12 protein-coding genes are annotated in these 18876 nt (G+C 62.1%); 9 read left to right on the forward strand and 3 right to left on the reverse strand.

Annotated features, from left to right (window positions below; all coding sequences use genetic code 11):
- Positions 1 to 35: 35 nt before the first annotated feature.
- Together ACZRMO_RS26590 and betT are read right to left on the reverse strand one after the other, a co-directional pair.
- Positions 36 to 1364, reverse strand: a complete 1329-nt coding sequence (locus tag ACZRMO_RS26590) for an OprD family outer membrane porin (RefSeq protein WP_463974863.1) — start codon at positions 1362 to 1364, stop codon at positions 36 to 38.
- A gap of 224 nt (positions 1365 to 1588) precedes the next feature.
- Positions 1589 to 3550, reverse strand: coding sequence for a choline transporter BetT (betT, locus tag ACZRMO_RS26595; RefSeq protein WP_017734617.1), 1962 nt, complete (start codon positions 3548 to 3550; stop codon positions 1589 to 1591).
- A 369-nt stretch (positions 3551 to 3919) separates the two neighbouring features.
- On the opposite strand from betT, the gene ACZRMO_RS26600 reads away from it, so the two are divergent.
- Positions 3920 to 8998, forward strand: coding sequence for a dermonecrotic toxin domain-containing protein (locus ACZRMO_RS26600; RefSeq protein ID WP_463974817.1), 5079 nt, complete (start codon positions 3920 to 3922; stop codon positions 8996 to 8998).
- A gap of 5 nt (positions 8999 to 9003) precedes the next feature.
- Here the strand turns inward: ACZRMO_RS26600 and epsC are convergent, their stop codons facing one another.
- The gene (epsC, locus tag ACZRMO_RS26605) at positions 9004 to 9930 is read right to left on the reverse strand and encodes a serine O-acetyltransferase EpsC (protein ID WP_463974818.1); all 927 of its coding nucleotides are present in this window, start codon (positions 9928 to 9930) and stop codon (positions 9004 to 9006) included.
- A gap of 166 nt (positions 9931 to 10096) precedes the next feature.
- Here epsC and ACZRMO_RS26610 point away from each other — a divergent pair, with 166 nt between their 5' ends.
- The 8 genes from ACZRMO_RS26610 to ACZRMO_RS26645 all read left to right on the forward strand — a co-directional run bounded on the left by ACZRMO_RS26610 (position 10097) and on the right by ACZRMO_RS26645 (position 18814).
- Entirely contained in the window at positions 10097 to 11092 is a 996-nt protein-coding gene (locus ACZRMO_RS26610) for a D-cysteine desulfhydrase (RefSeq protein WP_463974819.1), read from the forward strand.
- A 312-nt stretch (positions 11093 to 11404) separates the two neighbouring features.
- Positions 11405 to 12199 carry a cystine ABC transporter substrate-binding protein gene (tcyJ, locus tag ACZRMO_RS26615; RefSeq protein ID WP_017734621.1) on the forward strand — a complete coding sequence of 265 codons (795 nt, stop codon included), beginning with the start codon at positions 11405 to 11407 and terminating at the stop codon, positions 12197 to 12199.
- A complete protein-coding gene (gene tcyL, locus ACZRMO_RS26620; protein ID WP_003187646.1) occupies positions 12199 to 12864 on the forward strand; it encodes a cystine ABC transporter permease in 666 nt (221 codons plus the stop codon). The genes tcyJ and tcyL overlap by 1 nt, the downstream gene beginning before the upstream one ends.
- Positions 12865 to 12867: 3 nt before the next feature.
- On the forward strand, positions 12868 to 13614 hold the full coding sequence (gene tcyN, locus ACZRMO_RS26625) for an L-cystine ABC transporter ATP-binding protein TcyN (protein WP_463974820.1): 747 nt from the start codon (positions 12868 to 12870) through the stop codon (positions 13612 to 13614).
- A gap of 420 nt (positions 13615 to 14034) precedes the next feature.
- Complete coding sequence (locus tag ACZRMO_RS26630; protein ID WP_463974821.1) at positions 14035 to 14799, forward strand: hypothetical protein; 765 nt, start codon at positions 14035 to 14037, stop codon at positions 14797 to 14799.
- A 187-nt stretch (positions 14800 to 14986) separates the two neighbouring features.
- Positions 14987 to 16228 (forward strand): SfnB family sulfur acquisition oxidoreductase, encoded by a 1242-nt coding sequence (locus ACZRMO_RS26635; RefSeq protein WP_463974822.1) that lies wholly within the window; start codon positions 14987 to 14989, stop codon positions 16226 to 16228.
- Positions 16229 to 16267: 39 nt separating this feature from the next.
- A complete protein-coding gene (locus tag ACZRMO_RS26640) occupies positions 16268 to 17461 on the forward strand; it encodes an SfnB family sulfur acquisition oxidoreductase (protein WP_463974823.1) in 1194 nt (397 codons plus the stop codon).
- On the forward strand, positions 17462 to 18814 hold the full coding sequence (locus ACZRMO_RS26645) for an LLM class flavin-dependent oxidoreductase (protein ID WP_463974824.1): 1353 nt from the start codon (positions 17462 to 17464) through the stop codon (positions 18812 to 18814). It abuts the gene before it with no gap.
- Positions 18815 to 18876: the final 62 nt, after the last annotated feature.

Genomic DNA, 18876 nt, shown 5'->3' on the forward strand with positions numbered 1-18876 from the left:
CGCTTAAGTCTGCCCTTCCGTTTTACAGCAATTTCCTACCAGAGTGGAACGACGTAGCTGACATAAAAGCGGTTTTCATCCTGCACGGTGGCGCCGGTAATGTCCGGGCTGGCGTGGGCATTTTTCCAGGTCACACCGAGGCCTTTGAGGGTGCCGGTGGGCACTTGATACGCCACGGCCACGTTGCGTTCCCATTCGCTGGTGGTGCCTTGTGCGGTGCGGATGTCATCACCGTGGGCGTACGCCGCCGAGAAGGTCAGGCCGGGTACGCCGAGTTTGCCCAAGTCATATTTGTACTGCGCCAGCCAGGTGCGTTCGCCAGCGTGCTGGAATTTGTTCAACTGCATGTTGGTCAGTGCCGGCGTATCGGCGCCTGAGCCAGGGCCCTGGCGGTTATCGCCGCTGTTCAGGCCGGAGTCGAGGTAGGGGAAGTCACTTTCGCCGCTGTTTTTCTGGATGCCCAGGCCGACGGTGTGGCCGTCCAGGCTGTAGCTCTCCAGCAAGCTGGCGGTGGTCTGGTTGATGCGCCCCTTGTTCACGCCATCGCCATAAAGACCGCTGGCTGCGTAGTCTTTTTCACCGTCGGCGTTACCGCCCACACCCAGGCTGCGGAACACGCGCACGTCGGTATCGAGCGCGCCCACCGACAAGGCGTCATGGCGCTTGGCGCCCACGAAGAACTGCTGGTAGTAATCCTCAAGGTTCGAATACCACAGGCTCACCGTGGTGTTCTGGATGCCGGTGTAGTCGGCGCCGCCGAACAGGAAGCGATCACTCTCTTTGGTACCGCCCGCGGTGATCATGCCCTGGTCGCCGGTTTCGTTGCGGATCTTGGTCTTGAAGATATCGCCACCGGTAAAGGTGAAATCGCTGAGGTCCTTGGACACCAGCTGAACACCCGTATTGGTCTGCTGGTACAGGCGCCCGTCAGTGTTGGCCAGCACCGGGTTGTTGCCGTACAGCGTGCCCACGCGCAGTTCATCCTTGGCGAAGCGCATCTTGAACGTCGGGCTGAGTACGCCGAACTGGTCGGCGGATTTGCCGTTGTCCAGGGGGAACATGCTGCCGGGGTAGCGGCTCTGGTGATCCTTGTCGTTGAGGTCGCCACCGGAATCCAGCTTCAACCCGTAGAACGCCTGCAAGTCGAGGCCAAAACCCACCGGCCCTTCGGTGTAACCGGACTTGAAGTTGAACTCGAACCCCTGGCCCCAATCGCGAATGCTGTGGGCCTTGGCGTTGCTGTTCACTACATCGCGCCCCTGCTGGTTGAGATAGCGATTGAGCAGGGTCACGTCGGCGTGGCTGTCATCGATAAAATCGGCATGGGCGGACAGCATAAAGCTCGCCATGGCGGCACCCACCATAGGGCTTAATAACGTCTTCATTGGTACCGGTCTCCGTCACTGTTCTGAAATGAAAGCGTCAAACGCTTCACACAATTACGCAGTGGACAGATGACAGTTGCGCGTCAAAACCGGCGTGCGACGGATGAAATTAAATTCATGAAAGCCCCGTAGATCAGGGCTTTGCGAGGTTTTTTGTGGGAGGGTGCCCCCTCCCACAAAAAGCAGACTTCACAAGCCAGCTATCAGCGCACCAAATGCAGGAACTGCAAGTGCCGCTCGTACTGATCGAGGATGTCGTTGATGATCTGCTCCTTGGTGTAGCCCACCAGATCGTAGTCCTGGCTGCCCTCGGCCAAGTGCACTTCCGCCCGGTAGTAGCGGCGGTTGTTGAGCTCTTTGGAACCCATGCCGCCACGGGCAAACGACGGTGTGAAGTAGCCGCGCATCTGCACCTGGTAGATGAACGGATGTTCCTCACCATGGCCGATTTCCAGGCTGACACTGTCGTTGGACGGGTCGGGCTGGGTCGTCACATTCAGGCCCTTCTCGACAAACACCGCCGTCACTTCTTCGATCGCCGGGCGCACCGTCGATTCAAGGAAACGGTACACCTCATCCCGCGACGGGAAGTGCACGGCCTGGCTCAAGCGCTGGCGCCACCCGCCACGGCCCCTGCGCGAGGCCGAGACCGGTGCCAGCGAATGCAGCTGCGCGATCTGCTTCTGGGACTCCAGATAGAACGCCTTGTGCAGCCCCCACATCATCAACAGCAGGATCAGCGAGAACGGCAACGAGGTCAGCACCACGGCGGACTTCAGCGAATCGATGCTGCCAGCAAACAGCAACGCGCTGGTGACCAGTCCGGTCATCACGCCCCAGAACACCCGCAGCCATTTCGGCCCGTCTTCATCGGCATTGCCGCCCTTGGACGACAGCGTGGACAGCACCACCGTGCCAGAGTCGGCCGAGGTGACGAAGAACACAAAGCTGATAAACACCGTGACCGCGATCACGGTCTTGCTCCACGGGTAGGTTTCCAGCAGCAGGTAGAGGCTCATCGACGGGTTGTCGATGGCCGACTGGCCGAGCGCGGCCATGCCGTGGTTGAGCACCTGATCGATGGCGCTGTTGCCGAAAATCGACATCCACGCCAGGGTGAAACCCAGCGGGATCAGCAGCACGCCAAACACGAATTCGCGGATGGTGCGGCCACGGGAAATACGCGCGATAAACAGGCCCACGAACGGCGACCATGCGATCCACCAGGCCCAGTAGAACACCGTCCAACCGCCCAGCCAGTCGCTGGGTTTGTCGTAGGCGTACACGTCGAAACTCTTGGTCGGCAAGGCGCCCAGGTAGTCGCCAAGGTTCTGGATCAGGGTGTTGAGCAAATGCTGGGTGGGCCCGGCGAACAACACAAACAGCAGCAGCGCGCAGGCCAGCAGCATGTTGATATCGGACATCACCCGCACGCCCTTATCGACGCCGGCCACCGCGACAATAATCGCCGCGCCCATCATCAAGGTGATCAGGCCGACCTGAATCCATTGGGTATGGGCGATGCCGAACAGGTAATCGAGACCGGAGTTGAGGTGCAGCACCCCAAAGCCCATGTCGGCCCCCAGGCCAAACACCGTGGCGATGATGCCGAAGCCATCCACCGCATAACCGATGGGGCCGTTGATGCGCTTGCCGATCAGCGGATACAGCGCCGAACGCAACGCCAGCGGCAGGTTATGCCGGTAGGCGAAATACGCCAGGGCCATGCCGACAAACGCGAACACGCCCCAGCCGTGCAGGCCCCAGTGCAGGAACAGGATCTGCATGGCCTGGCGCGCGGCGTCGGCGTTCATCGGCGCGCCTTGGGGCGGTTGCACCAGGTGCGTCAGCGGCTCGGACACGCAGAAGAAAAACAGCGTGATGCTGATCCCGGCGGCGAACAGCATGCCGGCCCAGGACAGGTAACTGAATTCGGGCTCGTCGTGGTCGGCACCGAGTTTTATCTTGCCGTAGCCTGATAACGCGGTGACCACCACGAAGACCAGATACAGGGTCATCGCCAGCATGTAGTACCAGCCGACCGTATTGGCCGCCCAGTTTTGCGCGGCCAGCAACCAGGCACCGGCCTGTTGTGGGATCGCGATGACAATCAGGCCGAACAGCAGAATGAACGTAGCGGCGAAGTAGAAGACCGGCGCATTCATGCGCACCAGGCCGCTGGGTGGGGTGGACGATGCACTCATGAACGATGCACCCCGAGGGTGAGGGATGTGGCTGTAAAAAACGGACTCAGCAAAGGTAAGCCTCCTGTTGTGAGCGGGCAGCGAACCACCGGGTTTAACTTGAACGAGCATTCAAGTTAAACATGGATAGGCGGTTCGGGACTAATCGCAGGGCTGAGCGGTAGACAATTCCTACACTAGCTCAAGGATGGGTATGACGGGTGGCGCTAACAAAACGTTCAGCACAATTTTTCGGATTCTTCATACAACGCCGAGCAATATGTGCGGTTTTCCAACAGGCAGGCTCAACACAATCGCATGACCCAGGCACCTTCGAAAGGTCATCGCACCATGTCTGAAACACCGATTCATTTTGACTTCATCCAGCAACGGCTACCGCGCTGGTTGCCCGGCACCTCGCCGCAGCGCCTCAAGGCATTGGCGCAGCACTCCCCCGATATCGCCGAATTGCATCGCCATGCGCCCGTCGTCGCCCGACGGCGGGCATTCAAACAGGCAATCGCCAACCATTGGGCCAGCCAGGATCGCGTGGACAAGTCACTCGCCACGCTCAACGACCTCAAGGCATTCGCCGAGCCCTTGCTGAAAAACGCCCTGCGCGACTACGGCAATATCGATGTACTGCGCACCTCGATCCGTCTGTATGCCCCGGCCAGATTGCCGTGGTGGGCAATCAATGTGCAGCCGGGGGTGAGTACCCGCACGAGCACCTTGCTGGAAGCCGCGCTGCATAATTTTTCTGCCGCTGAAACCTTCGCCGATTACGCGTTCCTCGCTCCCGCGGATGCCCGAGGGCAGCGCGAGATCCTGACCTTATCCCACGCAGTGACCGGCCAGCGCTTGACCGCCGAAACCTTCAAGGCCCTGTGCCGCAAGCTGGATATCGGCGCGCGCTACCAGCAACACCTCACGACGGTGCTCGGCTTCGATAACGCCTCGGTTGCCGTCGCGCTGCGCCAGACCCTCATCACCAACCTGAAGGCTGCCCTTAACAGCGCTGCGCACATGGCTCTGGCCAGAAAAGACATCGCCACAGACAGCCATGCCCTCATCCAGACCCTGCTGCGCAGGGACGGCGCGCTGCAACTGGCGGGGCAAACCGTCGATCTGTACACCCTGGACCTGCTGGGCACGCGCCTGACCGGCATCCTGGTCATCGCCCCCATACAGCTGGACGCGCGGCCCAACCGGATTGTGGTGTACATCCCCGAAGACCCCGCCCATCCATTGAAGGAATACCCGTCCTCCCAAGCCTTCATCAAAGAGCTGACCGGCCAATTGCGTGACCGCACGCCGCCGGCGGACCTGTCACGCCCCAGCTACCAACAGTTTTTCAGCCGGTTCGTGGCCCACAAGGAACGCGGCCGTTTCTTCTCCCAGCTCAACACGCTGCTCGCCACCGTGCGCTGGCATGCCAAGACACCCGGGGACAGCCGCCCCAACTGGCGCCCAGACCCGGTGGAGGCGCCCAACCTGCAATTTCGCACCCAGGCCATTCGCGACGACACGCAAAACCGCATCAACGACCCCCACCAGAACAACCTCTGGCATTACCTCTACCGGGCGAAGCTGAATCAAGTGGTCAATGACGCCCGGGAAATCGCCATCGCCACCGACTACGCCGACCGTATGGCACGCTGGGCCTGGTGGGACAACCTGGAAAAAATGCTCTCCGACGTCCTCAACGCTGCGCTGCTGGTGGCTACGCCTTTTGTGCCCGTACTGGGCGAGTTAATGCTGGCCTACACCGCTTACCAAATGCTCGACGACGTATTCGAAGGCATCGTCGATTGGGCCGAAGGCTTGCAACGCGAAGGCTGGGAGCACCTGGTGGCAGTCGCCGACAATGTGCTGCAACTGGCCCTGTTCCACGTCGGCGGCGGCCTCGGCGAGATCACCAAGGTGAAGTTCTCCGCGTTCATCGAGCACCTGCGACCAGTACAAACACCACGAGGCGAAACGCGCCTGTGGAACCCGGACCTGACGCCTTACCAACAGATCAACCTGCGCTTGCCCAGCGGGCATGTGCCAGAAGAAAACGGCCTGCACCACCATCAGGGCAAGCAGATCGCCAAGGTCGAAAACCAGCGCTACGAAGTGCGCCAAGATCCCATCACCCAAGGGTTCCACCTCGCCCACCCCAAGCGGGCCGACGCCTACCGACCGCCCGCGATACTCAACGGCAGCGGCGCCTGTGTGTTCGCCGGCGAGCAACCGCGCACCTGGAACAACGCGCGCCTGCTGCGGCGCCTGGGGCCGCAGACCCACGGCCTGAGCGCCGGCGAGCTGGAACAGGTGCGGCTGATCAGCGGCGTGGAGTTCGGCGCCTTGCGCCATATGTACCTCAACAATGAGCCGACCCCGCCCTTGCTGGCCGATACACTCAAACGTTTCAACAGTGAAAAGCAGATCAGCAACGCCGCCGACACGGTGCGTGCCGGGCAGACCCTGGAGCCGGCGGCCGACTGGTTCGAGCAAATGGTCACCGAACTGGACGGCTGGCCCCGCGACAAGGCCTTGCTGGTGTATCCACGCACTGACTTGAGCGGCGACCCCCGCCGCTACGGCAATGCCAAGGCGCAAGGTGCTGATGCATTACACGTCGGCATCAGCGACATCATGTCGGGCCGCTTGGCGGAAAAGGTCGTGGCGTTTCTGGATGAGCCACAACTGGCCCGACTGCTCGGCAAAGCGCTGCCAGAAGAAGAGCGCGCGCAGGCCCTGCGCGACCTGTTGGCCGCGTATGTGGAACAGCAAAGCGACACCCTCGCGCACAACCTCTACGCCCGCCAGGAGAGCAGCAGCGACCCCCGCATCCAGTTGCTGCGCAGCCATTACCCTGACCTCCCCCTGAGCATCGCCCAGCGCTTGGTGCACCATACCCGACGGCGTGACCTGCGGGTGATGGACGAGTCGCAACGCCTGCCGCTGGCGGTAAAAAACCAGGCCCGCGAGCTGGATTTCGAAGCGGCCAGCTCGCGCATGTTCGAGCAGATCTTTCACGGCAAGATACCGTCGGTGCACACCGAAAACCTGGCACTCAATACCCTCAGGATCTACTCCGACGGGTTGGCAAATCTGCGCATCCAGGTGCGTGAACGCACCTACCGGGGCGAACTGCGCACCCAGGTCGGTGCCGAGGACGCCGCAGACATCAGGATCCTGGTGCGCAACCGCAAAGGCCTGTACCGGGTGTTCGACCCTCAGGGCAAACTGATCCACGGCGCCACGGATTTTTACAGCGCGGTGTTCCAAGCGTTGCCGGCCGAGAAAGCCTTCGCCGACGGCCACAAGCTGCGCACATGGCTGATCGAAAAAAACGCGCCCCCCGCCACGCGCCGGTTGATCCTGAGCGAACCGCCGATCCCCGCGCGCGCGCACACCGGGACGCTGACGCTGCTCGGCGGCGGTAACAGCAGCAGCCTGCGCGCAGCCGAGGTCACACCCGTGACACTGCGCGGGCGCATCAAGCATTGGCTGCCGCAGATGTCCGAACAAGGCGTAAAGCACTTTGCACTGCACGCCGAAACGCCGGAGGGGCTGGCGCAGTTGGAGCATGTAGAGCGAGAAGGCAAGGTGCTTGAACGCGCGCTGGACGCTTATGTGAACGCGCCCACCCCGTGGCCTGCACAAAGCCGCCTGGAAGCCGTCACACGCAACGTCAGAACCCGGCTGGCGCGCAAGTTAAAAGACGCCTGGCGTGACAGCTACACCAAGCTGCACGACCGATATGGCCCCACCGACAAAAACGTCATTCTGGATTTGAGTGAAGTGGAGTGGTCCCACGAGCTGCCCGTGCTGCCCATTGAGATGACGCACGTCTCGCACCTGTACATGAAGGACTGCGCCTTAAATCCGGAACACAGCGCGTTCCTGCAACGCTTTCCCAATCTCAAAGAGCTTGATCTGTCGGATAACCATCTGGACAAACTGCCCGAGCCGGTTGCCGCAATGCGCCAGCTCAGGGCGATTGATCTGAGCGGCAATCAGATTGTCCTGGACGATGCCGCAGTGCAACAGCTGCGGCAATTGTCACGACTACGCCTGATCGACCTGGCGCAGAACCCATTGGGCCGGGCGCCGGATATCAGCAGAATGCCCGACCTTGAGGAGCTGGATCTGTCCCGCACCGGGATCAGCGAATGGCCAGTGGGGCTGTTTGCGCAGGAACGTGGCGCGCTGTTTGTGCTGCATCTGCAGGGCAACCCCATCACGACCATTCCAGAGGTCACCAAGGGCTCCGACGAGGCCTTCATCGTCGTGTATGCGCGACTGGACCGCGCCACCCTGAGCGCAACAGCTCGGGACCTTTGGGACGAGCATAAAATCGCCCTCGGGCTAGACCCGTATCGCACCTACCCGCCTAAAGGCGAGTCCGACTTCTGGACCGCCGACCTGGACGCCGACAACCAGAGGCGCTTCGACACAATCTGGGCAGAACTGGAAGAGGAGAACGGCTCACAAGGGTTTTTCGAAGTTATCAAGACGCTGGAACCCCCGGAGTTTTTCGAAGACCCGGTCGACGAGCTGCGGTATGAACGCAACCGCCAGATCCTGACCTCCCAGGTGCGCTACATGCTGTCGAGCATGCACAACGACGCGAACTTGCGTCAGGTGTTGTTCCGGCTGTCGAGTTTCCCCGGCCTGTGCCCCGATGCCGGCAGCCAGATCTTCACCGAGATGGGCATCCAGGTCACGGCGCACCAGGCTCGGCTTTACAGCCGCACACCCGCCGAACGCGAAGACCAACTGGTCAAGCTCGCGAAGGGCGCCGCGCGTCTCAAACTATTGAACGACGTGGTCCGCGCCGACGTCGCCGACCGCCTCAAACCGCTTGACCAGGGCGGCAAGGGCTTGCGACTGACCAGCCACGTGGTCGATGGCCAACCCGGCAGCGTGGACGAAGTGGGTGTCTACCTCGCCTATCAGACGCGCCTGTCGAACCGCCTCGAACTGCCTTGGGTCAGTGACAACATGGTGTATCGCGACACAGCCAATGTGCCGAAAAGCTCCATCAACTTGGCCTACGACGCCGTGAAAACCCTTAGCGAGGGCGACGGACTGGTGAACCAGATGCTGCAGGAACCCTACTGGGAAGCCTTCCTGAAGGAGCATTACGCGCAAGGTTATCAAGCCAATGAAGAAAGCATCGACCAGCAGTTGAGTCTCCTCGATCATCTGCACGACGCGCAAAAAACCTATGCCCAGGCCCCTGATGGCGCGCAAAAAGCGCAACAGTTGGCTTCACTCAAAGACTTGGTGGAACAGTTGCAAATCGGCGATCGCGTCGCTCCCGACCAAGTCATGTCCGAAGCGTTGTACGACCAACTCTTCAATGACCTGGCGGAGCGCCGCAAGGAATGGCTGCGCGAGCAGACGCGCCTGTCACTGGCGCGGCTGTATGAGTGACGGGCTTACTTTTGCGAGCCGTCATCATGCTGCAGATTGGCCTGGGTGATATTCGCCCCGCTCGGTACGCTGCGGGTCAGCCACACGTTGCCGCCGATGGTCGAGCCCTGGCCGATGGTGATGCGCCCCAGAATCGTCGCCCCGGCGTAGATCACCACGTCATCCTCGACAATCGGGTGGCGTGGGTGGCCTTTTTGCAACTGCCCGTCTTCATCGGCCGGGAAGCGTTTGGCGCCCAGGGTCACGGCCTGGTAGATGCGCACGCGCTCGCCGATGATCGCGGTTTCGCCGATCACCACGCCGGTCCCGTGGTCGATAAAAAAGCTCGGGCCGATCTGCGCGCCGGGGTGGATATCGATCCCCGTCGCCGAATGGGCGATTTCCGCACTGATGCGCGCCAACAGCGGCAACCCGGCGCGGTACAGGTGATGCGCCAGACGATGGTGAATCACCGCGAGGATACCGGGGTAGCACAGCAGCACTTCGTCCACGCTGCGCGCGGCCGGGTCGCCGTGGTAGGCGGCCAGCACATCGGTGTCCAGCAGGCTGCGCAGGGACGGCAAGGCCAGGGCAAAATCCTGGATCAGGCGGATGGCATGGGCGTCCACGCTGCCGTCATCCTGGCCGCTCTGGCGGGCGGCGTAGCGCAGTTCCAGGCGGGCCTGGGCCAGCAGGGCATTGAGCGCGACATCGAGGGTATGGCCGACGTAGAAGTCCTCACTTTCCTCACGCAAATCCACCGGCCCCAGGCGCATGGGGAACAGCGCACCGCACAGCGACTCAAGGATCTGCGCCACCGCCTCGCGCGACGGCAACTCGCGCCCGCCATGCTCGCCGCTCAGGCGGCCATTGCGCGTTCGCCACTGGTCCCGGGCGCCGCGCAACTGGCTGACGATGGTCTGTAACTGCCAATGACTGGAACGCTCACTCACGGTATTCACTCCTGACGAAATGGCCATCACTTTACGGTATGCAGGCGGGCCGCCCTTAAGAACCAATGGTGCGATGCTAAGAACTGTCCGGCATAAGCGATTGGCGGTTGCCCGATGAAAAGTGCCTGCCTATAGTCGCCCCATCACTTAGCAACCGTGCGTAGCCATGATCAAACAACAGCTCGACCGCTTTGACCGCCTGGAACTGCTGGGCGGCGCCACTGCCCTGGAAAAACTCGAACGGCTGTCGGCCTGGCTGGGCCGCGACATCTACGTCAAGCGCGATGACACCACGCCCCTGGCGATGGGCGGCAACAAGCTGCGCAAGCTCGAATACCTCGCCGCCGATGCCATCGCCCAAGGCGCTGACACCCTGGTGACCGCCGGCGCAATCCAGTCCAACCATGTGCGCCAAACTGCCGCGCTGGCCGCCAAGCTCGGCCTGGGCTGCGTCGCGCTGCTGGAAAACCCCACCGGCACCGAAGACCCCAACTACCTGGGCAACGGCAACCGCCTGTTGCTGGACTTGTTCGACGCCAAGGTCGAATTGGTCGAGAACCTCGACAACGCCGACGACCAACTCCACGCCCTCGCTGAGCGCCTGCGCAGCAACGGCAAGAAGCCGTACCTGGTGCCCATCGGCGGTTCCAACGCCCTCGGCGCCCTCGGTTACGTGCGTGCCGGCCTGGAGCTGGCCGCGCAGATCGAAGCCAGCGGGATCGAGTTCGCCGCCGTGGTCCTGGCCTCCGGCAGCGCCGGCACCCACAGCGGCCTGGCGCTGGCGTTGAGCGAAGTGCTGCCGGATTTACCGGTGGTTGGCGTCACCGTCTCGCGCACCGACGAGGCCCAGCGCCCGAAGGTCGAAGGCTTGGCCGAGCGCACCGCCGAGTTGCTCGGCGTGGCGATTCCCGAGGCGTTCAAGGTGATCCTCTGGGATGAATACTTCGGCCCACGCTATGGCGAGCCGAATGCCGGCACCCTGGCGGCGATCAAGCTGCTGGCCAGCCAGGAAGGCTTGCTGCTGGACCCGGTCTACACTGGCAAAGCCATGGCCGGTTTGCTGGACGGTATCGGCCGCCAGCGGTTTGAGGATGGGCCGATCATTTTCCTGCATACCGGTGGGGCGCCGGCGTTGTTTGCCTATGGCGCCGCCTTCAACTGAAGGAACAGAGATCAAAAATGTGGGAGCGGGCTTGTGTGGGAGCGGGCTTGCTCGCGAATGCGGTGTATCAGTCGATACATCTGGTGACTGACACTCCGTCTTCGCGAGCAAGCCCGCTCCCACACAAGCCAGCTCCCACATTAGATTGCCGCATATTTCCAAATGGAATATCAATTTAGATTTATATTATTTTCAAGTCTTAAAAACCCGCTCTATCATCGCGCCGTAGGCGAAGACGCGCTACGCGCTTTAAGGCAGGATACGACTACTGCGTCACCTGCTTCGCTCAACATAAAAACACAGGGGCTCTTCATGACTATTTCCGTATTCCGTCGCACGCTGCTGGTAGGCACTTTGGGCCTGGCCCTCGGCGCTGGCCTGATCGGCCAAGCCGTTGCCGGCGACCAGTTGGACAACATCAAAAAAGCCGGCGAAATCAAGATCGGCCTGGAAGGCACCTACCCACCGTTCAGCTTTGTCGATGAAAGCGGCAAGCTCAGCGGCTTCGAAGTGGAACTGTCCGAAGCCCTGGCCAAGGAGCTGGGCGTGAAGGTCAAGCTGCAAGCCACGCCGTGGGACGGCATCCTCGCCGCCCTGGAATCCAAGCGCCTGGACGCTGTGGTCAACCAAGTGACCATCTCCGAAGAGCGCAAGAAGAAGTACGACTTCTCCAAGCCGTACACCGTCTCCGGCATTCAAGCGCTGACCCTGGCGAAAAACGTCGACACCATCAAGACCGCCGACGACCTGGCCGGCAAGAAAGTCGGCGTGGGCCTGGGCACCAACTACGAACAATGGCTCAAGGACAACCAGCCTAAAGCCATCATCAAGACCTACAACGATGACCCAACCAAGTTCCAGGACCTGCGCATCGGCCGTACCGACGCCATCCTGATCGACCGTCTGGCCGCCCTGGAATACGCCAAAAAAGCCACCGACACCGCCGCTGCCGGCGCTGCGTTCTCGCGCCAGGAAGCCGGTGTTGCCCTGCGCAAAGGCGAGCCTGAGCTGCTCGACGCGGTAAACAAGGCCCTCGACAAGCTGCGCGCCGATGGCACCTTGAAGAAGCTGTCCGAGAAATACTTCGCCGCTGACGTCACTCAATAATGGAAGCAGGTTTCCAACTCGCGCTGGACTCCGCGCCCTTTCTGCTCAAGGGCGCGTATTACACGGTGATTCTCAGCCTCGGCGGGATGTTCTTCGGTTTGCTGCTGGGCTTCGGCCTGGCCTTGATGCGCTTGTCGCGCTTCAAGCTGTTGAGCTGGACCGCCCGAGTCTACGTGTCGTTCTTTCGCGGCACGCCCTTGCTGGTGCAGCTGTTCCTGATCTACTACGGCTTGCCGCAAGTGGGCATCGAGCTGGATCCGATCCCGGCGGCCATGATCGGCTTTTCGCTGAACATGGCCGCCTACGCCTGTGAAATCCTGCGTGCCGCCATCGCCTCCATCGAGCGCGGCCAGTGGGAAGCCGCGGCCAGTATCGGCATGACCCGCGCACAGACCCTGCGCCGGGCCATCCTGCCGCAGGCCATGCGCACCGCATTGCCGCCACTGGGTAACAGCTTTATTTCGCTGGTCAAGGACACGGCGCTGGCCGCCACCATCCAGGTGCCCGAGCTGTTCCGCCAGGCGCAACTGGTGTCGGCACGCACCTTTGAAATCTTCACCATGTACCTGTCCGCCGCCCTGATCTACTGGATTTTGGCGAGCATCCTGGCGCATTTGCAAAATCGTCTGGAAGACCGGGTCAACCGGCATGACCTGGAGTCTTGACCCATGATCGTGGTTGAAAAACTGACCAAACAATTCAAGGGCCAGGTGGTGCTCAACGGCATCGACCTGGAGGTCAAGGAAGGCGAAGTCATCGCCATCATCGGCCCCAGCGGCTCCGGCAAGACCACCTTTCTGCGCTGCCTGAATTTCCTCGAACAACCCACCAGCGGTCGCATCAAGGTGGGTGACATCGAGATCGACACCAGCAGGCCGATCAACCAGCAACAAGGCCTGGTGCGGCGCTTGCGCCAGCACGTGGGTTTTGTGTTCCAGAACTTCAACCTGTTCCCCCACCGTACCGCGTTGGAAAACGTCATCGAAGGCCCGATCGTGGTCAAGAAGATGCCCCGCGAAACGGCGACCGCCCTCGGGCGCAAGCTGCTGGAACGGGTCGGTTTGGCCGGCAAGGAGGACTCATACCCGCGACGCCTCTCGGGTGGCCAGCAACAGCGCGTGGCAATTGCCCGGGCGCTGGCCATGGAGCCGGAAGTGATCCTGTTCGACGAACCCACCTCGGCGCTCGACCCGGAACTGGTCGGCGAAGTGCTGGCGACCATTCGCAGCCTGGCCGAAGAAAACCGCACCATGGTCATCGTCACCCACGAGATGAGCTTTGCGCGCGATGTGGCCAACCGGGTGATCTTCTTCGACAAGGGCGTGATCGTCGAGCAGGGCGAAGCCAAGGCGTTGTTCGCCAACCCCAAGGAAGAACGCACAAAGCAGTTCCTGAGCAAATTCCTCGCGCACTGAGTCGGTCGTGTGTGAAATTCGCTTGTGTCACAGGCCTGGCACAACTCCAAATGTGGGAGCGGGCTTGCTCGCGAATGCGGTAGGTCAGCTGCCACATGCGTCGGCTGATACACCGCCTTCGCGAGCAAGCCCGCTCCCACAAGGGATCTCCGCGCCTACAGCAAGTCTGCATTCCAAGCGGTAAAACACCCCGCCACACCTATCCGGAATTCCCCCGCCGCGTCAGCCCCTTCTGAATCTCCCCCAACCCGCCGTTTAGCCCTTTGCCGCCATTGACGCCTCTTGGCCAACCCTCTTATCTAGCGCCCTGAGGATTGGATCCTATCCCGGCTATTCACTGAATCGTTCTTTTCAGCCCCTGCCCGCACCCCGCGTAAAGGGCCGGAACGATTGCTGCTGGTTGCATCAAGGAGATTACTTATGACGCACACCCTGCTCACCGCGCCGACCCTGCCACAGGCCCTTCGAAACGGCATCAACGCCCTGGCTGCCGCACAGCTGCAGGTCGATATCGCGCCCTACCCCGACATGGATGAAGGCGACCTGATCGAACTGTTCTGGAACAACTGCTTTGCCGCCTCGCGCCGGGTAACCGCCTGCAAGGTCGGCACCCCCACGCACCTGCGTGTGCCGGAAAGTTTTGTGCAAGATGGCCCGGCCCAGGTCCATTACCAGGTCATGCAAGTCGGCCACGCCGCCGCACGCTCGGCCGTGACGCGGGTGCGGGTGAAGACCAACTACCCGGGCGGCCAGCCCTCGCCACTGTACTGCGACGAAAACCTGAACCTCGCTCCCGCCAGCCTGCCCGAGACCATTCGCCGCTACGGCGTCAACGCCAGCCAGGTGCGGCGGGGCATTCCCCTGACTATCGAGCCCTACCTGAACATGACCAGCGGCGACGCCATAACCCTGCGCTGGGGCGATGTGCGCCTGGACCTGCCGAAGATCCAGGCCAGGGATGTCGGCCAGCCTGTACGGGTGTGGGTGCCCTCGACTGTGATTGTCGAAGCCGGCGACGACAGCCGTCTGGAGGTCACGTACTGCATTCTTGATCGCGTCGGCAACAATTCGCGCTGGGCGCCGGCACGCACTTTGCGCATCGCCGCCGGGGCGCCGACCCGCTCGGCCGGGACGGCGCTGATCTATCAGCCGCGCCCTCTCGGCTCGCCCTGCGAACCTGGATGACGGACCTTCTATGCTTATTCCAAAAAGCACGTTTATTTAAATATTTAACACGCTTAGGGTATATGCACCGGACCACCGGACATCTTTGATTTTTCTGTTTTCATTTCATTGAATGCGAGGTCGGTATGGTCAGAATTACCCCGGTGCGTAACGCCAGGGCATTGCGTGCAGCCAAGGAGCGGCGCTGATGTCTAACTTGGCTCAAACACCCCCCCAGAGTGATCTGGACGTCGCCCCCCTGCTGTTGCCAGCCACCGTGCTGCGCAACGACGCAGAGGCGCTGAATGCGGCCCACGCGCTGGCCCAGGCGGCACGCCTGCAAGCCGCCAAGCGCGATCAGCAACGCAAACTGCCATGGGCACAGCTGGAACAATTCACCCGCAGTGGCCTGGGCAGTATTTCCATTCCCCGTGAATACGGCGGCCCGCAGGTGTCTTTCGTGACCCTGGCCGACGTATTCGCAATCATCAGCGCGGCCGACCCGGCCCTCGGCCAGATCCCGCAGAACCATTTCGGCATCCTGCACCTGGTGCAGGGAGCCGCCACCGAGCGCCAGAAAAAGCAACTGTTCCAGAGCGTCCTCGACGGCTGGCGCATCGGCAATGGGGGCCCGGAACGCGGCACCAAGAACACCCTGGAACTCAAGGCGCGCATTACCGCCAAGGGCGACGGCTATGTGATCAGCGGCCAGAAGTTCTACTCCACCGGCGCGCTGTTCGCCCACTGGGTGGCGGTCAAGGCGCTCAACGACGACGGCAAGCAGGTCATGGCGTTTGTGCGCCGTGGCACCGAAGGGCTGCGCATCGTTGACGATTGGTCGGGCTTCGGCCAACGCACTACGGCCAGCGGCACGGTATTGCTGGATCAAGTACCGGTGGACGCCGAGTTGGTAGTGGAAAACTGGCGCATCGGCGAAACCCCGAACATCCAGGGCGCCGTCTCGCAACTGATCCAGGCCGCCATCGACGCCGGCATCGCCCGTGGTGCCCTCGACGACACCATCGCCTTCGTCCGTGAACGTTCGCGCCCGTGGATCGACGCCAAGGTCGAACGCGCCAGCGATGACCTGTATGTGATCGCCGACATCGGCAAGCTGAAAATCGAACTGCACGCCGCCGAAGCCCTGCTGCGCAAGGCCGGTCAAGTGCTGGACCAGGTCAGCGCCGCGCCGATCACCGCGCAGTCCGCCGCCCGTGCATCCATCGCCGTGGCCGAGGCCAAAGTGCTGACCACCGAAGTGTCGCTGCAGGTCAGCGAAAAGCTCTTCGAACTGGCCGGCAGCCGCGCCACCCTCGCCGAGTTCAACCTCGACCGCCACTGGCGCAACGCCCGCGTGCACACCCTGCACGACCCGGTGCGCTGGAAGTATCACGCCATCGGCGCCTATCGATTGAACGGCACGTTGCCGGCTCGTCACTCCTGGATTTAACCGACCAGAACACTTCCTCTACAAGCTTCTGGAGCACACATGACTTTCTCTGCAAACGTCGCGGTTATCACCAGCGATGAACAAGCCCTTGTTGTCGCCAGCGACCTGGCCGAAGACTTCCGCCGCGACAGCGCCCAGCGCGACCGCGAACGCCGCCTGCCCTTGCCCGAACTGGACGTATTTTCCCGCTCCGGCCTGTGGGGCATCAGCGTGCCGAAGGAATACGGCGGCGCGGGCGTGTCCAACGTCACCCTGGCCAAGGTCATTGCGTTGATCGCCCAGGCGGATGCGTCCCTGGGCCAGATCCCGCAGAACCATTTCTACGCCCTCGAAGTGCTGCGCGTGAACGGCACGCCAGCGCAGCAACAACGCCTGTACGCCGAGGTGTTGGCCGGCCAGCGTTTCGGCAATGCCCTGGCCGAACTGGGCACCAAGACCGCCCACGACCGCGTCACCTCGATCACCCGCGACGGCGATGGTTTCCGTATCAACGGTCGCAAGTTCTACTCCACCGGCGCGATCTACGCCCAACGCATCCCCACCTCAGTGGTGGATGAACACGGCGTGCAGCAACTGGCCTTCGTGCCCCGTGACAGCGACGGCCTGACGGTGATCGACGATTGGAGCGGCTTCGGCCAGCGCACCACCGGCAGCGGTTCGGTGGTGTTCGACAACGTGTGGGTCGCCGCCGCCGACGTGGTCCCGTTCCAGAGCGCCTTCGAACGCCCGACCACCGTCGGCCCCCTGGCGCAGATCCTCCACGCCGCCATCGACACCGGCATCGCCCGCGCCGCCTTTGAGGATGCGCTGCACTTCGTGCGCACCAAGACCCGCCCGTGGATCGATTCCGGCAACGACAAAGCCACTGAAGACCCCTTGACCCTGAAAAGCTTCGGCCACCTGAGCATCCGCCTGCACGCCAGCGAAGCCTTGCTGGAACGCGCCGGCGAGTTCCTCGACCGCGCCCAGGCCGAGAGCAACGCCGACACCGTCGCCGCCGCCTCGATTGCGGTGGCCGAAGTGCGCGCCTTGAGCACCGAAATTTCCCTGGCCGCTGGCAGCACGCTGTTTGAACTGGCCGGCAGCCAGGCGACCCTGGCCGAACACGGCCTCGACCGCCACTGGCGCAACGCCCGCGTGCACACCCTGCACGACCCGGTGCGCTGGAAGTACCACGCGGTGGGCAATTACTACCTCAACGATGCAAACCCGCCACTGCGGGGGACCATCTAAATGGCCAAGAAAAAAATCCTGCTCAATGCCTTCAACATGAACTGCATCGGACACATCAACCACGGTATGTGGACCCACCCACGGGACACCTCGACCCAGTACAAGACCATCGAGTACTGGACCGAATTGGCGCAGATCCTGGAGCGCGGGCTGTTCGACGGGCTGTTCATCGCCGATATCGTCGGCGTGTACGACGTCTATCAAAATTCCATCGACGTGCCGCTCACAGAGTCGATCCAGCTGCCGGTGAATGACCCGTTGCTATTGGTCTCGGCGATGGCGGCGGTGACGAAAAACCTCGGCTTCGGCCTCACCGCCAACCTCACCTACGAGCCGCCGTACCTGTTCGCGCGGCGCATGTCCACGCTGGACCACCTGAGCCGTGGCCGTGTGGGTTGGAACATCGTCACCGGCTACCTCGACAGCGCCGCCAAGGCCATGGGCCTCACCGAACAGGTCGAGCATGACCGCCGCTACGACCAGGCCGACGAGTACCTGGAGGTGCTCTACAAACTCTGGGAAGGCAGCTGGGAAGACGACGCCGTGCGCAACGACCCACAGGCGCGGGTGTATGCCCAGCCGGGCAAGGTGCACAAGGTCGAGCACCACGGCGAGTTCTATCAGGTGGAGGGTTATCACCTGTGCGAGCCGTCGCCGCAGCGTACGCCGGTGCTGTTCCAGGCCGGCAGTTCGGATCGCGGTTTGCTGTTCGCCGGTCGGCATGCCGAGTGCGTGTTTATCAGCGGACAGAACAAGGCCGCGACCAAGACCCAGGTGGACAAGGTACGCGCCAGCGCCGTCGAAGCCGGGCGCAACCCGGATGACATCAAGGTGTTCATGGGCCTCAACGTGATCGTTGGCGCCACCGAAGACGCGGCCTGGGCCAAGCACGCCGAGTACCTCAGCTATGCCAGCGCGGAAGCCGGCGTGGCGCACTTCTCGGCGTCCACGGCGATTGATTTCTCGCAGTACGCATTGGATGAACCGATCCAGTACGTGAAGAGCAACGCGATCCAGTCGGCGACCAAGAACCTGCAGAACAACGACTGGACCCGGCGCAAATTGCTCGAGCAGCACGCCCTCGGCGGGCGCTATATCACCCTGGTCGGCTCGCCCGAGCAGGTGGCGGATGAGTTGGAGTCGTGGATCAGCGAGACCGGGCTGGATGGCTTCAACCTGACGCGGATTGTCACGCCGGAAAGCTATGTGGATTTCATTGAGCTGGTGGTGCCGGAGTTGCAGAAGCGGGGGTCGTACAAGACCGCTTATGAGACCGGCACGCTGCGCGAAAAAGTCTTCCACAACACCGCCCGCCTGCCCGAACAACACACCGGCTCCACCTACCGCCACTAATCAAAAATGTGGAAATGGGTTTGTGTGGGAGCGGGCTTGCTCGCGAATGCGGTGTGTCAGTC

The sequence above is a fragment of the Pseudomonas sp. B611 genome, from assembly GCF_055407965.1.